The 19739-nt window shown below is 60.6% G+C and carries 15 protein-coding genes and 1 pseudogene; 11 read left to right on the forward strand and 5 right to left on the reverse strand.

Going from position 1 to position 19739, the window contains the following annotated elements; translation table 11 throughout:
- Positions 1-86: 86 nt before the first annotated feature.
- From JF290_RS18240 to JF290_RS18250, 3 genes are all read left to right on the forward strand, one after another.
- On the forward strand, positions 87-1400 hold the full coding sequence (locus JF290_RS18240) for an ArgE/DapE family deacylase (RefSeq protein ID WP_233155559.1): 1314 nt from the start codon (positions 87-89) through the stop codon (positions 1398-1400).
- Between the two features lie 167 nt (positions 1401-1567).
- A complete protein-coding gene (locus JF290_RS18245; protein WP_233155560.1) occupies positions 1568-2548 on the forward strand; it encodes a L,D-transpeptidase in 981 nt (326 codons plus the stop codon).
- A gap of 144 nt (positions 2549-2692) precedes the next feature.
- On the forward strand, positions 2693-3637 hold the full coding sequence (locus JF290_RS18250; protein WP_199026343.1) for an META domain-containing protein: 945 nt from the start codon (positions 2693-2695) through the stop codon (positions 3635-3637).
- Positions 3638-3880: 243 nt separating this feature from the next.
- Here JF290_RS18250 and JF290_RS18255 read toward each other — a convergent pair whose 3' ends face one another.
- Positions 3881-4789 (reverse strand): DMT family transporter, encoded by a 909-nt coding sequence (locus JF290_RS18255; protein WP_199026344.1) that lies wholly within the window; start codon positions 4787-4789, stop codon positions 3881-3883.
- A 265-nt stretch (positions 4790-5054) separates the two neighbouring features.
- Here JF290_RS18255 and JF290_RS18260 point away from each other — a divergent pair.
- Positions 5055-5497: pseudogene (locus JF290_RS18260) on the forward strand (hypothetical protein).
- A gap of 149 nt (positions 5498-5646) precedes the next feature.
- Here the strand turns inward: JF290_RS18260 and fahA are convergent.
- From fahA to hmgA, 3 genes are read right to left on the reverse strand one after another with little or no spacing between them, the layout of a single operon-like run.
- Positions 5647-6897: a fumarylacetoacetase gene (gene fahA / locus JF290_RS18265; protein WP_199026345.1), complete on the reverse strand. Its 1251-nt coding sequence runs from the start codon at positions 6895-6897 to the stop codon at positions 5647-5649.
- Positions 6898-6907: 10 nt separating this feature from the next.
- Complete coding sequence (gene maiA / locus JF290_RS18270; RefSeq protein ID WP_199026346.1) at positions 6908-7543, reverse strand: maleylacetoacetate isomerase; 636 nt, start codon at positions 7541-7543, stop codon at positions 6908-6910.
- 5 nt (positions 7544-7548) lie between these two features.
- Positions 7549-8898, reverse strand: coding sequence for a homogentisate 1,2-dioxygenase (gene hmgA / locus JF290_RS18275; protein ID WP_199026347.1), 1350 nt, complete (start codon positions 8896-8898; stop codon positions 7549-7551).
- Positions 8899-9140: 242 nt separating this feature from the next.
- Between hmgA and JF290_RS18280 the strand changes: the two genes are divergently transcribed.
- From JF290_RS18280 to JF290_RS18290, 3 genes are read left to right on the forward strand one after another with little or no spacing between them, the layout of a single operon-like run.
- On the forward strand, positions 9141-9575 hold the full coding sequence (locus JF290_RS18280; RefSeq protein ID WP_227363278.1) for a MarR family winged helix-turn-helix transcriptional regulator: 435 nt from the start codon (positions 9141-9143) through the stop codon (positions 9573-9575).
- A 46-nt stretch (positions 9576-9621) separates the two neighbouring features.
- Positions 9622-10410 carry a 3-hydroxybutyrate dehydrogenase gene (locus JF290_RS18285; RefSeq protein WP_199026349.1) on the forward strand — a complete coding sequence of 263 codons (789 nt, stop codon included), beginning with the start codon at positions 9622-9624 and terminating at the stop codon, positions 10408-10410.
- On the forward strand, positions 10407-12341 hold the full coding sequence (locus tag JF290_RS18290) for an acyl CoA:acetate/3-ketoacid CoA transferase (protein WP_199026350.1): 1935 nt from the start codon (positions 10407-10409) through the stop codon (positions 12339-12341). Before JF290_RS18285 ends, JF290_RS18290 begins: the two co-directional genes overlap by 4 nt.
- A 26-nt stretch (positions 12342-12367) precedes the next feature.
- On the opposite strand, the gene JF290_RS18295 is transcribed toward JF290_RS18290, so the two are convergent.
- Positions 12368-13156, reverse strand: a complete 789-nt coding sequence (locus JF290_RS18295) for an IclR family transcriptional regulator (protein WP_199026351.1) — start codon at positions 13154-13156, stop codon at positions 12368-12370.
- 123 nt (positions 13157-13279) lie between these two features.
- Here JF290_RS18295 and JF290_RS18300 point away from each other — a divergent pair, with 123 nt between their 5' ends.
- The 4 genes from JF290_RS18300 (at position 13280) to JF290_RS18315 (ending at position 19725) form a co-directional block, all read left to right on the forward strand.
- Positions 13280-15139, forward strand: a complete 1860-nt coding sequence (locus JF290_RS18300) for a TRAP transporter permease (RefSeq protein ID WP_199026352.1) — start codon at positions 13280-13282, stop codon at positions 15137-15139.
- 29 nt (positions 15140-15168) lie between these two features.
- Positions 15169-16200, forward strand: coding sequence for a TAXI family TRAP transporter solute-binding subunit (locus JF290_RS18305; protein ID WP_199026353.1), 1032 nt, complete (start codon positions 15169-15171; stop codon positions 16198-16200).
- Between the two features lie 72 nt (positions 16201-16272).
- A complete protein-coding gene (locus JF290_RS18310) occupies positions 16273-17901 on the forward strand; it encodes an alkaline phosphatase family protein (protein ID WP_199026354.1) in 1629 nt (542 codons plus the stop codon).
- 45 nt (positions 17902-17946) lie between these two features.
- Entirely contained in the window at positions 17947-19725 is a 1779-nt protein-coding gene (locus tag JF290_RS18315; RefSeq protein WP_199026355.1) for a SulP family inorganic anion transporter, read from the forward strand.
- Positions 19726-19739: the final 14 nt, after the last annotated feature.

The raw sequence follows: 19739 nt of genomic DNA on the forward strand, positions 1-19739 counted from the left end.
CGCGGATTCGCTCATCTCGCCGACGTCATCGAAGGCGTCGACTTCATCAACGGCATCAAGCCATCAAACCAAGATCAAGCCGCCGCATGATGATCGCCTGGACACCAGATTTGACAGTAACTCAACAACTCCTTCTCCAAGCGATAGAGAGCAGCTTCGATAAGCAAGTCTCATTTCTCGCCGATTTTGTCCGTATTCCCAGCCTGCGCTTCCAAGAAGGCCCAGCGCAGGATTTCATCGCCGCTGCTTTGCACGAGAGAGGATACGAAATCGATGAATGGCAAGTGCATCTCGGAGACCTGGAGCCACTGCCGGGGTTCGGGCCGATCCACGGTGATTTCTCTCGTGCGCGCACTGTCGTAGGCACCCATCGACCCAGTGTGACACGCGGCCGGTCGCTCATTCTTCAGGGGCATCTTGATGTTGTGCCGACCGGCCCTCTCGATATGTGGACACATCCTCCTTTCGAGCCCGCAATCATCGATGGCTGGATGTATGGCCGTGGGGCAGGCGACATGAAGTCTGGTACAGTCGCCGCGATCTTCGCTCTGGATGCCTTGCGCCATGCCGGCTTCGAACCTGCCGCTCGCATACATCTCCAGTCGGTAATCGAAGAGGAAAGTACAGGACTTGGCGCGCTTTCCACGCTCCAGCGAGGATATCGCGCTGACCTTGCCTTGCTTCCAGAGCCTTCCGGGCACACCGTCAATCGAGCGCAGATTGGTGTGCTCTGGTTCCGCATAGCGGTGAAAGGCAAACCTACGCATGTTGCCGTGGCCCAGGAAGGGTCGAATGCTATCATGGCTGCGCACGACGTGATCCGCGCACTTGAGAAACTTGAGGCGGATTGGAATGCGCAGGCCGCAAATGACCCTGTCTATGGCGACGTGCCGCATCCACTGAACTTTAACCCGGGCAGGATCGCCGGTGGGGATTGGGCGTCAAGCGTGCCCTCTTGGTGCTATGTGGACTGTCGCATGGGTGTGTTGCCAGGTCAGGATCTTGAGGCGGCGAAGTCCCAGATCGAGGCTTGTGTTGCCGCAGCCTCGCGTGACCATCCGTTCCTGTCCAACAACCCTCCCGAGGTCGTCTGGAATGGTTTTCAAGCCGAAGGGTACGTTCTTGGGCCAGAGACCGAGCCAGGTCTTGAAGCCCTGCGGCGCAGCCATGCAGCCGTATTCGGAGAAGGGGCTGAACTGGCGGAACGGAAAATGACTGCGCTGACCGATACGCGTTTCTACGGCTTGTACTACGGGATTCCTGCTTTCTGCTACGGTGCCCAAGCCGAAAACATTCATGGCTTTGATGAACGTGTGAACCTGGAGTCGCTTCTGCGCACGACCGAAGTACTAGCGCTATTTATCGCCGATTGGTGTGGTCTGAACCGATTGTCCAGCTGATGATCTCGGATGGCATGACTTGGTGCGGCATCCCCCCAGCTCCACCTTGTCGAAAAGGTTCCAATTGGCAGATACCTCGCCGAGGCCCATAATCGGGTTTACAAGGCTACACCGTGTGGGCATCGTTGACCGAGATACCGTTTTGGCAGAACCCGAGACCTCCAATCATGTCCGACCCGACCGCCCCGACCCGGCGAATGCTTCTGGCGGCTTCCGGTGGAGCAGCGCTGGCACTGTTCGCTGGCCCGCTTGCAGGACAACATGTTTATAAAGAGGTCCACGAGCTCAAACCCAACGAGTTTACTTGGCATCCCGAGCGTCAGCCCGCCGGGCCGGTCGCGGTCATCGTGTCGTTGACGGATCAACGGGTCCATGTCTATCGCAACGGCGTTCGGATTGCGGTCTCGACCTGTTCCACCGGCAAGTCCGGTCATGAAACCCCGACGGGAGTTTTCGTCGTCCTGCAGAAAGACCGAAATCACCGTTCGTCGACCTACAACAACGCGCCCATGCCCAACATGAACCGACTGACATGGGATGGCATAGCTCTCCACGCTGGCAACCTTCCGGGCTATCCGGCCTCGCATGGGTGCGTGCGTCTGCCGCTGAAGTTCTCGGCCCTGCTGTTCGAGGTCACGCACCTCGGGACGCCGGTCATCATCGCCGACGAGCATCACTTCCCCATTGACGTGGTGCATCCGGGAATGGTTCTGTCGCGCTATGCCGAGGACGAGTTCGAGGATGTCGTTTCCACCTTGGAAGGGCGCAAGCATCCCGCGGACTGGGCCTTGGACGATGCCTATCCGGTCACCACGATGCTTGCGTCCTCGCATGACCGCAAGATCGTGATCATCGAAAACGACGTGGAGGTTGCCTCCGGGCCGCTGGAATGGGATGGCGATCCCTTGGGCGACCATGTCTATGTCCTGCAAGGGGCCCATGAAGGCGTCAAGGGAATGCATTGGCAGGCGCTCACGTATGGCAGCTCGCAGAGCGCGGAGATGCAGGATCTCACGCGCGTGCGCTCTGACCAGGCATTTGCGGAGCAGATCCGAGAACATATCCACCCGGGCATGATCTACATCCTGACCGATCTGCCGCTGCATCCCGACAGCCGCTCGCAACGCGACTTCGTGATCATGTCGTGATGGCCAGGCGGACCGGAATGATGCAGAACCGTTTCAACGCTTTCGCCACTCTTTTGCTCGCAAGCATCGCTCTTGCGGCCTGTTCGCAGTCGTCGGGTGGGTTCGAGAGTGTCGTTGTATCCGACTTTGTAGAGCAGGAAGCCAATGAGTGATCTGTGCCGCATTGCTGGGGCGATCGGACTTGCCGCCGCCTGCTTGTCGCCGACCTTTGGCTGGGCGAGCGATTGGACCATCGTCTCGGTGAACGGAGCGCCCGCAATCGGGCAGCCCAAGATCGCGCTTGGTGCGGATGGCGCCATGGCCGGAAACACCGGCTGCAACAGCTTCACCGGGTCGGCACGTTTCGAGAACGCCATGCTGGTGGTGGAGGCTCCACTGGCCGTGACGCGAATGGCGTGCCCCGACGATGGCCTGGCGCGGCAGGAAGCAGCGATCCTGCAGCTGCTGGAGGGGCAAATTGCGTTCACGCATGACCCTTTCACCGGCGCATTCGCTCTGTCCCGTGGCGAACGCCAGTTGGAGCTGACCGAATTGGCGGCTTCGTTATTCGATATCGACTTCGTCACTGTGGACGGTCTCAGCGGCCCGCTGAACATTCGACAGGCGCCCGGAACGGATGCGCCCTTGGTCACGCGTGTCTTGCCCGGAACACTCCTACGAAACCAGGGATGCGAGGTCGGTGACACCTATGACTGGTGCAACATCACCTTTCTGGACGCTTCGGGAACTACGGGCTGGGCAGCGGCAGACTATCTGCGACCCGCGCCGGCCACGGTTCGGGTGCGGCAGGGGCTTTTCGACAATATCGGTACCCTCGAATGCCGCGGCTCGGTCGAGGGGGAAGTCGCGCTTTGCGAATATGGCGTTGCGCGAGACGGCGACCACTCCGCGGTCTTGGTGGTCTATGATCCGGACGGCGGCGAGCGCGTCATGCATTTTGCAGACGGTGAACTGGCCTATGCCGAGACCGCGGAAGGTACCGCCTCCGATGCGCAGGGTAGCGAACTTTCGGGGGACGTGCTTGTGGTTACTCTGGGTCAGCAGATCTACGAAGTGCCGCAGGCTGTTATCGTAGGAAACGGGGAGTAACACGCCTTCGATGCAGCTGATGCCCGATGGACGTGGAGGGGACAATCTGATGACACGTCTCCCGGAGACACCTGACATGGTCTTCGGAGCGTCAATTGCCGGGTTCCTCGGAGCCATTGTTGAGTTGTCAGAAGACACAGCCGTACTGGGCGCTATTGCGGCACAACCAGTGCCGGGAAAGGTCGCTCCCGCCGTCGCCGCGATTCGGGAAGGCACCATTGACACAGTAGTGCTGCGCCGGTGTCAGGTCGCGGATATCGCTTGAGTCTTGCTGAGAATGCCCGAGGCAAGGAAGACGCCGGCGGCCACCAGGATGACGCCAACCACCTTGAGCGGGGTGACGGTTTCGCCCAGGAAGGCCACGCCTCCCAGAAGGGCGAGAATCGGAGTCAACGCGCCGAAGGCCGCGGTTTCGGCGGCACCGAGGCATTGCACCGCGTAGCCGAACAGGAACATCGCCAGGATGCCGATAATGAAGCTTTGCAGCACGATCATCACGGCGATGTCGCCAAGACTCGCGGTGGCAAAGCTCACTCTGCCAGTCGCGAGCAGCAAGGGAGTCATCAGCAACGTGCCCCAGAACAGCCCGATGACCAAGCCATGCAAGGGGCTCAGGCCACTCTGGCGGAAAATGACGGAATAGACTGCCCAGCAACCTGATCCGGTCAGAAACATCAGGTGCCCCTTCCAGGCATCCTCATCAGCCCCGGCCAGGATTTGCCACAGGCTCACGACCATCGCCCCGGCCAAGATCATCGTCAGCCCAAGCCGTCGGCGGGGGCCGGGGATTTCGCCTGCCATCGCATAGGCGGCCAGCGCGGTCCAGAACGGCAGCATTCCGGGCGCAAGTGCACCGCCGTCCGAAGCGGGAGCATAGGCAAGCCCCATGGACACAACGAAGGGAAAGACCGCGCTTGCGCCAACCATCAGCATCGCTGCGCGGGGCCACGACTGCCCGCGTGGAGTAATCCCCAACCACCACATAAACGGAGCCATGGCGAGGGCTCCGGGCACAAGGCGCAGAATCAAGAGTTCTTCTACGGTGAAACTGCCCTGAACCGCGAACCGCGTGACCAGCATGAAAGCGGCCCAGATCGTCACGGTCGCAAGGGCAGCAAGCAGTCCTTGCGCGCGCGTTGCGGGGAGGTTCATGAATCCGGCCTTTCGCGAGTCTGTCTCCACGCCGCACTAAACGTCATCGCAGGCCGATGCGCCAGCCAAAGCCATCATCAATGCGGGAAGGGGCGCTGCGCAGTGCAAAGTCGAAGCCGCCTTCGATGGCATTGAACGGCTGTGTCGGTCTTGTCAGGGGAACGTGGCTTGCGTGGAGGCTGGGGTCTGAGAAGCGTTTTCAGATGACCAAACTCAACCCTTCAAGTACTTCAAGACGTCGCCTGAAATCATCCGCCTGGCGGTGATGATGTACGTCCGGTTCCCTCTCTCGCTTCGGAACGTCGAGGATCTGCTGCATTAGCGCGGCATCGAGATCAGCCGCGAGTCGGTGCGGTTCTGGTGGCATCGCTTTGGTCCGATCTTCGCCGCCGAAATCCGGAAGTGTCGCATCGAGCGGACGAAGTCGAGCCACTGGCGGTGGCATTTGAACGAGATGTTCGTGAAGATCAACGGCGAGCGCCACTACCGTTGGCGGGCGACCGCGCCGAGAATTCGCACCTGCCGTTCCGACGACGGGAGCGGGCGATGCTGCGGTTCCGGCGCATGCGCAGTTTGCAGAAGTTCGCGACCGTGCACGCCTCCGTCAGTAACCACTTCAATCAGGAACGCAGCCTTTCTAACCGGACCATTTTCAAGACCAACCGCGCCGTCGCTCTAGCCGAGTGGCGCGACCTTTGCGTCACATAGCGGGCAGGGTCACTGTCGTAGACGAGACTGGTTGGAATTCGTCTGCCAGCACCCGTCAGGGCATTCCGGATTTTGGGTCGGGTTCCAGATCATATGATCTCACATGTATTGGGATAATCGCCGCAGACATGCTGCGACGATCCTGGCTGTTAGTCCAGAGCAGGGGCAGGGCGCAATGTGCCTGCGCAGTCACCAAACCCGATGCGGTAGCCGTCGCCTTTGGCCGCGCCGCGCAGGGTCAGGGTGTCACCATCTTCAAGGAACGTGCGGGTCTCGCCCGTGTCCAGCGTCAGCGGTTCTTTGCCCGCCCAGCTCAATTCCAGCAGGCTGCCACGGTTTTGCTTTTCCGGGCCGGAAATCGTACCGGACCCCAGAAGGTCGCCCACGCGCATCGGGCAGCCGCTGGTGGTGTGGTGGGTCAGTTGCTGGGCTGCAGAGTAGTACATCACGTTGTAATTCGTGCGCGACAGGATCGTCTCGGCTTTGCCTTCAGGGGCTAGGCCCACTTCGAGGTCGATGTCATAGAGCATCGGACCCGGCTCTGCGAGGTAAGGCAGCAGTTCCTTTTCGCGCGGGGGAGTTGAGGCGCGGAAGGGCTCGAGCGCTGCTTTGGTCACGATCCACGGGCTGATGGTGGTTGCCGTCGCCTTGGCTTGAAACGGTCCAAGCGGTACGTATTCCCACGCCTGAATGTCGCGTGCGGACCAGTCGTTGAGAAGAACGTAGCCGAAGATCATGTCATCGGCCTCTTGCACCGAGACGCGGCCTTTGGACGGTTTGCCAACAATGGCGCCCATTTCCAGCTCCAGGTCGAACCGCTTGGAGGCCTCAAACACCGGCATGTCCGCGTCGGGCGCTTTCAACTGGCCGTTGGGGCGGGTGATATCGGTGCCGCTGACCACGACAGACGACGCGCGACCGTTGTAGCCGATGGGGATGTGCAGCCAGTTGGGCGGCAGGGCATTGGCCGGATCGCGGAACAGGCTGCCGACGTTGAACGCGTGGTGACGACCTGCGTAGAAGTCGGTGAACTCGGTCACACTGAAGGGCATCTCAAGCGTGGCATCGGCCATCGCGACCAGGTGCGCCTCAAGATCTGATCGCTGCGCGGCGCCCTCGGACAGCGCCGTGGTCAGGTGGTCCCGAAAACGGGCCCAGACATCCGCGCCGAGCGCCATGAAATCGTTCCATGTGCCGCGGGCAAAGACGCCGTTTTCGGGCAGATCCAGCAGACCGGCCTGCTCAAGGGCGGTGACGTCAAGAATGCGGTCGCCAATCGCGACACCTGCATGCAGCGCGCCGCCGCCGAAGCGGAAGGCCCCATAGGGCAGGTTGTTGAGCGGAAAATCGGTCTCGGGCGTATTGGCACTTTCGACCCAGGAGCGGAGGAGCTGTGTCATGGTGTATCCTTCAAGTGGCGTCTGGCTGGTTTTCGGGGCGCGCGGCGTCAAAGGCCGGCAATGTCAGGGCCTGTTTTTCGATCTCAAGCAGGCGGGCAAAGGGCGTCATGTCAACGCCCCAGCGGTGTGCGTTATAAAGCTGCGCAACAAGGCAGATATCGCAGAGCAACGGCGTATCCGAGAAGCTGTAGGTGGGGCCATCGGGCAGCAGTGCCTGATAGGCGTGGAAGCCTTCGGTCATCCAGTGACGCATCCATTCGGTGCCTTGATCGGCACTCAATCCGTGTTCGGACTTCAGGCGGCTGACAACCTTGAGGTTGTTCACCGGGTGGATGTCCAGCGCGATGACCTGCCCTGCGGCCAGAACCCTTGCCCGCAACAATGGGTCTTCCGGCAAAAGCGCGGGATCGGGGGCGACGTGATCCAGATAGTCGAGGATCGCCAGCGATTGCGTCAGCGCCGTGCCGTCCTCCAGCACCAGTGTTGGAACACCCTTGCTCGGGTTCCTGACGACATAGTCCGGCGCGCGCTGCGCACCGGCAACAAGGTCCACCGGGACTGTCTCGTAAGACAGCCCCTTGAGATTCAACGCGACACGCACCCGGTAGGATGTTGTCGACCGCCAATAGGAATAAAGCGTCAGCATCCCGGTCACTTCTTGCCCGGCGTGCCGTCGAACTTCTTCTCCATATCCGCCCAGCAGTCGATGTAATCGTCTTGAAGCGGGGCTTCCTTGCCTGCGAACTGGGTCAGTTGCTGCGGGAAGCGCGTCTCGAACATGAAGGACATGGTGTTGTCCAGCTTGTCCGGGCCAAGATTTGCGTTCGACGCCTTCTCGAATGCTTCGCGGTCCGGACCATGCGGCAGCATCATGTTGTGCAGGCTGATCCCGCCGGGAACAAAGCCCTGCGGTTTGGCATCGTATTCGCCGTAAATATTGCCCATGAGTTCGGACATGATGTTCTTGTGATACCACGGCGGACGGAAGGTATCTTCCATAACCATCCAGCGTTCACGGAACAGCACGAAGTCGATATTCGCGGTGCCCGGCTGGCCGGATGGGGCGGTGAGAACCGTGAAGATCGACGGGTCCGGGTGATCAAACAGGATCGCACCGACAGGGCAATAGTTGCGCAGGTCATATTTGTAGGGCGCATAGTTGCCGTGCCAGGCCACGACATCGAGCGGGCTTTGCCCGATCTTCGTCTCGTGGAATTGCCCGCACCATTTCACGGTCAGGGTCGAAGGCACCTCGCGGTCCTCGAAGGCCGCCACCGGTGCCTTGAAGTCGCGCGGGTTGGCCATGCAGTTGGCCCCAATCGGCCCACGGCCGGGCAGTTCGTACTTCTGGCCGTAGTTTTCGCAAACAAAGCCGCGCGCGGGTCCGTCCAGTAACTCCACCCGGTAGACAAGGCCGCGCGGGATGATCGCGATTTCCTTGGGCTCAAGGTCGATTATGCCCAGCTCAGTGGCAAAACGCAGGCCGCCTTCTTGTGGCACCACGAGCATCTCGCTGTCGGCCGAGAAGAAATATTCGTCCTGCATGGATTCGGTCACGAGATACACGTGGGAGGCCATGCCAACCTGCGTGTTCACATCGCCCGCCGTCGTCATGGTGCGCATGCCGGTCAGCCATGTCAGCGGCTCGTCGGTGTGGGGGATCGGATCCCAACGGTATTGACCAAGGCTGGTCACGTCCGGGTGGATGTCGGGCGCCGAGCGGAAATGCGGCAGGTCGATCTTTTCATAGCGGTGGCTGTGTTTGACCGACGGGCGGATGCGGTAGCACCAGGTGCGCTCGGGGCGCACATCGGTGAAGGCGGTGCCGGACAGCTGCTCACCATAAAGGCCATAGTTGCATTTCTGGGGGCTGTTCATGCCCTGAGGCAGGGCGCCGGGCAGGGCCTCTGTCTCGAAATCATTTCCAAAACCGGGCATGTAGCCGGGCGTCGTCGTTGTGCCATCGGCTTGGACCAAGGGGCTGATATCTATGTCTTTCATCGTGCGGCTCCTTTCAGTGATGCAACCGGGTCCAAGCCAAGTGAGTCGGGTTTTGTCGGCTGGCAACCGGAGGGTCAGAAAATCGTTTCACTTGCAACGAATATCAGTTTGTGAGATGATGAGTCAAGATCATTTCATATGCAACGAAATACGGAAGGCCGATCCATATGACGTCAGACAACTTCAATCTGTCGGAGTTTCTGCCCTACAAACTGTCGGTTCTGTCCTCTCGGACCACCAAGATGCTGTCGAAAGTCTATGGCGAAAAATATGGCCTCTCGACGCCGGAATGGCGGGTGCTGGTGCATGTCGCACGTCGTGAAAAAATGTCCGTCCGTGAAATCCACGACAGTGTCTACCTTGAAAAACCCGCCGTCAGCCGTGCCGTTGCCAAGCTCGAAAAGGCGGGACTTCTCAGAAAGACCACCTGCGACAAGGATCACCGGTTGGTTGAAATCGAACTGACCGAAGGCGGGCTCTACGTATTCAACGGGATAGTGCCAGAGGCGCTGTCGTTTGAAGCTGCGATTCTGAGCGCCTTTTCCCCCGAGGAGAGGGACCAACTGCATGACCTGATGGAACGGCTGCATGATGTTCTTGACAGGCTGCCAGACGCGACCCGCCGACCTCAGATGGACAACGATACATCGGGCAAATCTTCGACCGAAGCCCACTAGCTAGGCGCAAACGCCTGGATACTCGACAAAACAGAGGACACGGAAAATGACGGATCTGACGGGAAAAACAGCTGTAGTTACCGGGTCGACCTCGGGCATCGGGTTGGGGCTGGCGCGGGGGTTTGCGCAGGCGGGCGCGAATGTCGTCCTGAACGGTTTCGGGGATACCGAGGAAATCGAAAAGACGCGCACTGAACTGGATGCCGCGGCTTCGGGGAGGGTGACCTATGACGGCGCGGACATGACCAAGCCGGACCAGATCGAGTCCTTGATAAATTCAGCCATCGCGCAACACGGGAGCGTCGATATCCTCGTCAATAACGCCGGCATCCAGCAGGTGGCACCTGTCGAAGACTTCCCGCGCGACAAGTGGGATATGATCATCGACATCAACATGAACTCGGCCTTCCACACCGCGCGCGCGGCAATTCCGGCGATGAAATCCAACGGCTGGGGTCGGATCATCAACATCGCCAGCGCGCATGGGCTCGTCGCCTCGCCGTTCAAGTCGGCCTACGTCACGGCCAAGCATGGGGTGGTGGGCATGTCCAAGACGATCGCGCTTGAGGTGGCCGAGGACGGGATCACCTGCAATGCGATCTGTCCGGGCTATGTGTTGACGCCTCTGGTCGAGGCGCAAATCCCCGACACAGCCAGGTCGCGCGGCATGACCGAAGAAGAGGTCAAGCGTGACGTGCTTCTGGCCGCGCAATGGACCAAGAAATTCGTCACAGTCGAACAATTGGCAGGTGTCGCCCTGTTCCTGTGCTCAGACGCGGCGGAAAACATCACCGGGATCGCCTTGCCGGTGGATGGTGGGTGGACAGCGGCATGAAGGCCAGCAAGGTTGTCTCGCCCTCCGAGGCCGCCGCCCTGATCAAGGACGGCGATTGCGTCACGACATCCGGTTTCGTCGGCATCGGTGTTCCGGATGAGCTGCTGGCCGCGATCGAGGCGCGGTTTGTCGAAACCGGCCATCCGCGCGATCTGTCTCTGGTCTTTGCGGCCGGGCAGGGCGACGGCAAAGACCGAGGTTTGAACCGGCTGGGCCATGAAGGCCTGTTGAAACGTGTCGTCGGCGGTCATTGGGGGCTGATCCCGAAGGTTGCGAAACTGGCGACCGAAGGAAAGATCGAAGGCTGGAATCTACCGCAAGGCGTGATCAGTCAACTGTATCGGGACATCGCGGCGGGCAAGCCGGGGATGCTGTCGAAAGTCGGTCTGGAAACCTTTGTCGACCCGCGAAAGGGGGGCGGCGCCATCAATGCGAATTCCACCACGCCGCAAGTCCGGTTGATGGAGGTTGGTGGCGAAGAAATCCTCTTTTACCCGTCGCAGAAGTTGACCGTTGCCTTGTTGCGCGGAACAACGGCGGATGAGGCCGGCAATGTGACGATGGAGCGCGAAGCGCTGACCATCGACAATCTGGCGCAGGCCATGGCGGTGCACAACGCCGGTGGTCTGGTGATCGTACAGGTCGAACGGGTGGCGCGGGCAGGCACATTGCCCGCACGCGATGTGCATATACCGGGCATCCTCGTGGACGCCGTGGTCGTGGCAAAGCCAGAGAACCACCTGCAAACCTACAGCACCGCCTTCAGCCAGGCCTTCACCAATCGTATCCGTCCGCCTGTGGGCGAAATCCCGGCCATGGCACTGGATGCACGCAAGGTCATCGCGCGGCGCTGCGCGTTCGAGTTGCCGGTCAACGGGGTCGTCAACCTAGGGATCGGGATGCCTGAGGGAGTGGCCTCGGTCGCCGCCGAAGAAGGCTTGCTGGAGCATCTGACTCTGACGGCCGAACCCGGCGTGATTGGTGGTCAGCCGGCCTCGGGTCTCGATTTCGGCGCGGCGGTCAACACCGATGCGGTCATTCCGCAAAACAACCAATTTGACTTCTATGATGGCGGCGGTCTTGATCTTGCTTGTCTTGGCCTTGCGCAAGCCGATGCCGCTGGCAACGTCAATGTCTCCCGCTTTGGGCCGCGGCTTGCGGGTGCTGGCGGGTTCATCAACATCAGTCAGAACGCCCGCGCCGTTGTCTTTGCGGGTACGTTTACCGCGCAGGGGTTGGATGTTCAGATCAGCGAAGACGGGGTTGAAATCCGCAAGGAGGGCAGGGCGCGCAAGTTCCTTGACCATGTCGAACAGATTTCCTTTTCAGGCGCGCGCGCTGCACGTCTGGGTCAGCGGGTGCTTTATGTGACCGAGCGCTGTGTTTTTGAGCTGACCGCGGATGGATTGAAACTGATCGAGATCGCCCCGGGTATCGATCTTGAGCGCGATATTCTGAGCCTGATGGACGTGGCCCCGATGATTGACGACCTGCGCCCGATGGAGTCGCGCATCTTCCGCGAAGCCGAGATGGACCTGCGCACCGACCTGTTGCACCTTGATCTGCCAGACCGCGTCGCGCTGGATCGTACTCTGGGCCAGTTGTTCCTCAACTTCGAGAAAATGCGGATCCGGACGGGCGACGAAATCGATCTTGTCCGGGAGACTGTTGCCAAGACTTGCGAGGCTCACGGTCGCCGGGTGGATGTCATCGTGAACTATGACGGTTTCCGCATTGACGAGGCGCTCGAAAGCTGTTGGGCCGAAATGGTGGCCGGACTGACCGAACGGTACTACGCACAGGTGTCGCGCTATTCCGGGTCTGCGTTCATGCGGATGAAGCTGGGCGAAGTCTTCCCTGATGCGCGCACGCACATCTTTGAGACGGGCGGGCAGGCGCGGACATTCCTGCAGTCGGACAGGGGGTCCTGACCCAACAGGAATAACGAAACAGTGGCTTACAGGTCCGAGCCGGAGGCGAATTGCCGACCTATGGCGTCTGCGGCCGCGATGAGCCGATCAAGACATGCGTCTGCGACTTCATCCACGCTTTTCCTTTCGGCCAGCCAGACCAGACTGAGGGCCCCAATGACGTGATCGTCGGCGCGAATTGCAACGCTGATGGCACTGGGAATGCCGCCATAATCCACCGCACGGCCCCAATAGCCGTATTCCCGCGTCGCAAACCCTCGTGTCCGTATCTCACGGAGCTTTTCGGGCAGGCGCAAGGCGGCCTCGCGATCCTTGCCCTTGGTGTTCACAGCCAATTTGGCCGCGACATCAGCCCTTTCATCAGCTTCCAGAGCTGCAAGGAATGCACATCCCAAGGCCGAGCGAAACGGGGACGGTCGGTAGCCGATACAATCGGGAAAGATGCCGTGTTCAGCGTATTTTCGGGTCGTGTCGACGATCTCGACACGTCCGTTTCCGATCGCCGCAGCAAGGTCGACTCCGAACCCGGTTGTCTCGGACAGGCGGACGATTTCCGAGCTGCCCGCTTCGACCAGAGCGTCAATCGAATCAAGCGCAGTATCAAGGCGTGGGAATCGTGAGCCGATTCTGTATCGACTGTCGCTTCGGCTTTGCGCGAGCCATCTTTTATTCACCAACGTTGCGCAAATTCTCAGGATCGTGGGCTTTGGCAAACCGGTTTGATCCGCCAAAAAAGCCAATGAAGTCACACCGCTACCGGAAACGACTTCGAGTATTTTCATGCTGCGCTCGACTGAGCGGTTCAACTTGGTCATCGCATTCCACCTAGTGAAACGCATGTTCGACCAAATGTACATTTCTGTCTAGCTTTTATCGAAACCGCGCATCGGCTTGCGAAAACAACCCGCGACTGAGCCGGCCGGAGGAGGAGGAAACACATGCAAAGACTACTGTCGCAATCCGTCACGGGACTGAGCCTGACCTTGTCCGCTTTGGTGATTGTCGTTGTCTTCTACGTCTCGGTGTTCGGTGTCTTCAGCGACTCCTACCTCCGGGTCGGTATGCTTTTGGTCGGCGGTCTGCTGATCCTGCTGGCGCAGGTCGAGGACAGCGACAGCGCCTTGGGAAAACTCCTGGCGCTTGTAACCGCGGGGTTCCTGGGTGTCGCGGTCTTTCAGTATTTTCGCGCCGCCGCCGAAATCGAGACCGGGCTCTATTTTCTGACCTCCGCAGACATCTGGCTGGGTACGCTCGGTTTGATCGCCGTGATCGAGCTGACGCGGCGTTCCGTCGGAATGGTCATGGCGGGTGTCGCGGCTTTCGTTCTCATTTATGGCGCCATCGGGCAGTTTGCCCCGGGTTTCATGCGTCATGCCGGGATGACCTCCGAGGAGCTGATCCAGGTCCTTTGGTATTCCTTTGACGGTGTGTTCGGGCGCCCCATGGCCACCGTTGTCTCGACGATCCTCATTTTCATCATCTTCGGGGCCATTCTGGAATTCCTGACGATCGACAGGGTGCTGGTGAAGCTGGCGCTGGCGGCCACGGGGCGGGTGCGCTCGGGCCCGGCTGCGGCCGCAACCATCGCCAGCGGGCTGTTCGGCACGATCTCGGGCAGTGCGGTGGCCAACGTAGTTGGCACCGGGGTCATCACGATCCCGCTGATCAAGAAGCGCGGGTTCAAGGCGCATTTCGCCGGGGCCGTCGAGGCTGCCGCCTCAAGCGGTGGGCAAATCACCCCGCCGATCATGGGGGCCGTCGCCTTCATCATGGCCGACATCACGGGCGAGCCTTACCTGACAATCTGTGTTGCCGCGGCTGTTCCTGCGATCCTGTACTACGCGGGTCTGTTCATGGCGACCTCCAGCGCGGCGCGCGACATGGACCTCGATACGTCCCAGCAGCCCAAGCTGAGCTTCGGCTGGCGTGAGGTTGCGCAGATCATCGTCTTCATGCTGTCTTTGACGGCCATCGTCGTGGCCATGGTCGGGGGGTCTTCGCCCGCCTATGCCGGGTTCATCGGCGTTGCCTTCGCCATCGTGTTCGGCTTTGCGCTGAAACCCAGCCTGCTGACGGACCTGCAATCCTGGATCAAGTTCATTCGCTCGGCTGGCATGATTTCCGCACAGCTTGTCGTAATCGTGGGGGCCGTAGGCATCATTATCGGCATTCTGAACCTGACCGGCGTTGGCCTGCGGTTTGCGTCCCTCGTGGCCAGCTACGCGGACGGACAACTGGTGGTGTCACTGCTGCTGATGGCTCTGGCCTGTCTGCTTCTGGGCATGGGAATGCCGACGGTACCCGCCTATCTGATCATCGTGCTTGTGATGGGGCCCGCGCTGCAAAAGCTTGGCGTGCCGATCATCCACACGCATATGTTCGTGCTCTATTTCGGCGTGTTGTCTGCGGTCACACCCCCGGTCGCGCTGGCCGCCTTCGCGGCGGCCCCCATCGCCGGGGCGGGTGCGATGCGCACAGCCATTGAAGCGTCCCGTCTGGCCTTGCCCGGCTTCGTGATCCCCTTCGCCTTCATCTACCAGCCCGCGATGCTTCTGGGCACGGGATACCCGCTGGCGGACTCCGCACAATCCATCCTGTTCGTGACGCTGGCCGTGCTGCACATCTCTCGCGCCTGCTATCCGGGCAAGGGGAAGGCCCGCTACGCGCCCGTCGGGCTGGCTCTCGCCTTCGCGCTCCTGTTCTTCGGACCGTTCGTTTCGTGGATTGCCGTCGCAGCGACCGCTGCGCTGTGGTCGGTGGTTCGGTTCGGCAATTTCCTGACCCCTGAAAATACCTGAAAACACTGACTACTGAGGAGGAACTACCCATGACCAACACAACTCTGACACGCAGATCCCTTTTGGGCACTGCCGCTGGTGCAGCGGCTTTTGCGGCGCTGCCCCGCGCGGCTTTCGCCAAGAAACTCTTGCGCATGTCCACTCTTGGGCCGGGCACCAGCCCCAACCTTGTGATGACGACATTTGTGAACATCGTGAACGGCGCATTGCCGGATTATGAAATCCAGTTGAATGCGACCGGCGCTGCCACTCGCCACGTTCTCGAAGTTGCCATGGGCCGCAGCGATTTTTGCATGTCCTCGCCGGTGATCCACGCGCTGATGCGCCGACAGGCGGCAATGTATGAAAAGATCGAGCAGGCCCCGGAACTGGTCAAGAACCTGCGCACGGTGCTGAACTTCCCGATGGGCGTTTATCACATCGCGGTCTACGGCTCGTCGGGCATCACCGCGATGGATCAAATCGCCGGCAAGCGGGTCTTCCTTGGACCTCCCGGTGGTGCCGCCTACACCACGATGGAGCGGCTTTTCAAAGCGGTTGCCGGTCTTGAGGCAGGGACGGACTATGAGGCTGTCACCCTGGGTTGGGACGCCGCCGCTGCGGCCTTCCAGGACGGGAACATCGACGTCTATTGCAACCCCACCAACGCGCCAAGCCCGGCCCTGACACAGATCGCCGTGACCAACGAAATTCGGTTCCTCGGCATTCCCGCCGATGCGCTGGAAAGCGAAGGCGTGCAGGCACTTGTGGGCCGTCCCGGTTTCAGCGCGGCGACCCTGCCCGCGGGTATCTACGGTGACAACCAGATCAACGAAAGCGACGTCACCACGCTTGGCGTCACCGTGGGCATCGTCACGAACCAGGACGCTGACGAGGAGATGATCTACCAGATGACCAAGGCTTTCTATGCCGGGGTCGAAGAAGCGGGCGAAAGCGCGCCATGGTTGCGCGCGATCACGCCTCAAGGTGCCGTGCAGGACATCAACCTCGCGCTGCACCCTGGCGCTCTGCGCGCACTCACCGAGTTGGGCGTAGAGATACCGGACGCGGCCAAAGGCTGATCCGGCTGGCCGGGGCGCCTCCCGCCCCGGCCGTTTCCCGATTTTTCGTTCACATCTTGCCCGGATACTCCCATGACAAAAAACGTACTCTTCATCATGTGTGATCAACTGCGCTGGGACTACCTGTCCTGCGCCGGGCATCCGGGCCTTGAGACCCCGCATATCGATGCACTGGCAAAACGCGGCGTGCGCTTTGACCGGGCCTATGTGCAATCCACCATCTGTGGCCCCAGTCGGATGTCATTCTACACCGGCCGCTATGTCAGTTCGCATGGATCGACGTGGAACAGCATCCCCCTGAAAGTGGGCGAAATGACATTGGGGGATCATTTGCGCCCCCTTGGCGTGCGCACCGTGCTCTGTGGCAAGACCCATATGGCCGCCGATGCCGAAGGGATGAAACGCCTTGGCCTTGCGCCCGACAGCACCATCGGCGCGCTGGTGGCAGAATGCGGGTTTGAACCCTATGAGCGCGATGACGGGCTGCACCCCAGCACCAGCTATGGCAAGCGCAACAAGAACTACGATGCCTACATGAAAGAGCGCGGCTGGGACGATGAAAACCCCTGGGACAGCGTGGCCAACAGCGGTGAGGACGAGGACGGCAACATCCTCAGCGGCTGGTTCCTCGACAATTCCGACCTCAAGGCGCGCGCTGCCGACGAGGACAGCGAAACCCCCTATATCACCCGCCGCGCCATGGATTTCATCCGCGAGGCTGGCGATACGCCGTGGTGCCTGCATCTGAGCTTTATCAAGCCGCACTGGCCCTATATCGTGCCCGCGCCCTATCACGACATGTACCCGCCCGAGACACACAGCCCGGTGCTGCGCAGCGACGCTGAAAAGGATGACCCGCATCCCGTGTTCGGCGCGTTCATGGAAGAACGGGTGTCCAAGGCCTTCACCAACGACACCACCCGCAGCAAGGTCATCGGCGCGTATATGGGTTTGATCAAGCAGATCGACGACCAGATGGGCGCATTGATGGCCTTTCTCGATGCTCAGGGGCTGACGGATGACACGATGATCATCTTCACTTCGGATCATGGCGACTATCTTGGCGATCACTGGATGGGCGAGAAGGAGCTTTTCCACGACCCATCCGCACGTATCCCGTTGATCGTGGTCGATCCAAGCCGCGAGGCCGACGCGACGCGCGGCACGGTGTCTGATGCCTTGGTGGAAGCCATAGATGTGGCACCCACGATCCTTGACTATTTCGGCGGGCAGGAAGTGTCGCACATCATCGAGGGCAAGTCGCTGCGCCCGCTGATGCATGGTCAGTGTGAGAGCCTGCGGGATTTCGTCATCTCGGAATATGACTATTCCATGCGCCAGGTGCGCCGTCGTCTGGGCGTGAGCGTGGCCGACGCCAAGCTGACGATGCTGTTCGATGGACGCTGGAAATACGTCTTTGCCGAAGGCTTCCGCCCGATGCTGTTCGATCTGGAAACCGATCCGGACGAATTTCACGACCTCGGCGCAGACCCCGCCTACGCGCAGGAATGTGACCGCCTGCAGGCGCTTTTCTTCCAATGGACCCGCCGGATCAGCCAGCGCACGACGATGTCGGATGCCGAGATCGAGCGACGCGGCGTGGATCTGAACGAAGCCAAGGCCGGGATCATCATCGGATTTCGGACCGAAGCGGATCTGGCGGCCGCGCTCGCCGCAGACAAAAAGCGACAGGAAGGCTGATCCTGACAGCAAATCCGGCTGCAAGGATCGGAACGGGGCGTTTCCATGCACCATCGTTTGACTGCATTGCTTTCATCGCTCAGCCCCGTCCGCCCATGGTTCGGGCAGGTCAACGCTGACACGCTCCGGGCCGATGCGATCGCTGGCCTGACCAACGCGGCCATCGTCTTGCCGCAGGGTGTGGCCTTTGCCATCATCGCCGGGCTGCCGCCGGAATTCGGCCTTTACACCGCCGTTGTTGTCGCCCTGATCGCCGGCATCTGGGGGTCGTCCATGATCATGGTGTCCGGCCCGACTACAGCGATTTCGGCGGTTATCTTTGCGTCCATGTCGCAATTCGCGGCGCCCGGCTCCGAGGAGTACATTGCCCTGGTCTTCACGCTGACGTTGATGGTCGGCGTGATCCAGATGATCGCAGGCATGTTCAAGCTGGGCGGGCTGATCTCGTTCATCTCGCATTCGGTTCTGATCGGCTTTACCGCCGCCGCGGCGCTTTTGATCGCGTCCAGCCAGATCGGCGGCGCGCTTGGTCTTGAAAAAGGTCCAGGCGGCGGCGTCTTTGAGCGTTTGGTGCACGTGGTAGGGCAATTCGGGGGCGTCAACGCCACCGCCGTGATCATCTCTGGCGCGACGATCCTGACACTGATTGTGCTGTCGAAATTCAGCAAGAAGATACCGTCCTACATCGTCGCGCTGGCCATGGGTTCCGGCGTGGCGTGGCTGTTGAACGCGCCCGAACATGGGGTCGCGATGTTTTCCCCGCTTGGATCCATCGTGCCGACCGTTGGCGCGCCGAACATGTCCCTGCCGCTGCTTGCCGAGCTTCTTCCCGTCGCAGCAACGGTCGCTTTCGTCGGCCTGCTCGAGGCGATCTCCATCGGGCGGTCCTTTGCTCTGCGCCGGGACGAGCCATACGATTCCAGCCAGGAGATGGTGGGGCAGGGGCTGTCCAACGCGGTTGGGTCGTTCTTCCAATGCTACGCCGGATCGGGCTCCTTCACGCGGTCCGGCCTGAACGCCGATGCGGGTGCTCAAACGCCCGTTTCAACGATCTGTGCAGCCGGTTTTCTGGTCTTCCTGCTCTTGGTGTTGGCCCCGTATCTGAAATACGTGCCTGTCCCTGCGATGGCTGGTGTGATCCTGTTCGTCTCCTACCGGCTGATCAATTTCGCCGAGATCCGCCATGTCCTGACCTCCAACCGGAGCGAAACGGCCATTCTGGCGGCCACCTTCCTGACCGGGATCTTCACCGAACTGGACCTTGCCATTGTCGTCGGCGTGATCACCTCGCTTTGCGTCTTTCTCTATGACAGCGCCCATCCCATCGTCGCCATCGGTGCGCCCACCGACATCAATGGAAGACGGGTGTTCAAGAACGCGGCCACCTATGGGTTGCCCGAATGCCCGCAGATTTCCGTCATCCGTGTGGACGGACCGCTGTTCTTTGCCTCGGTCGAGAATGTGGAACAGCAGTTCCGTCGGGCAGAGGCCGCCAGTCCGGTTCCCAAAACCAAGCTGATGGGTTTGAAGGGCCTGTGGAAAATCGACATGTCGGGCGCCGGCCTCTTGCTGAAAGAAATTCGGCGGGCGAGAAAGGCCGGAGCGGATTTTCATATCTTCACGACAAACGCGCCTTCCCTGCGTATCCTGAAAAGGCTGCACGTCTTTGATGAGCTTGGTCCTGATCATCTGCACAACAACAAGGGCGAAGCCATCGCCGCCTCCGTTGCCGCTGCCGACGATCGAATCTGCAAGGACTGCAAGCTGCGAGTGTTTCTGGAATGCGCCCAGAAACCGGGGCACCGAAATGAAAACCGACAATGACATGCAGGCCCGTG

Source organism: Sedimentitalea arenosa, from assembly GCF_016428585.1.
In the GTDB taxonomy this organism is placed as follows: Bacteria; Pseudomonadota; Alphaproteobacteria; order Rhodobacterales; family Rhodobacteraceae; genus Sedimentitalea; species Sedimentitalea arenosa.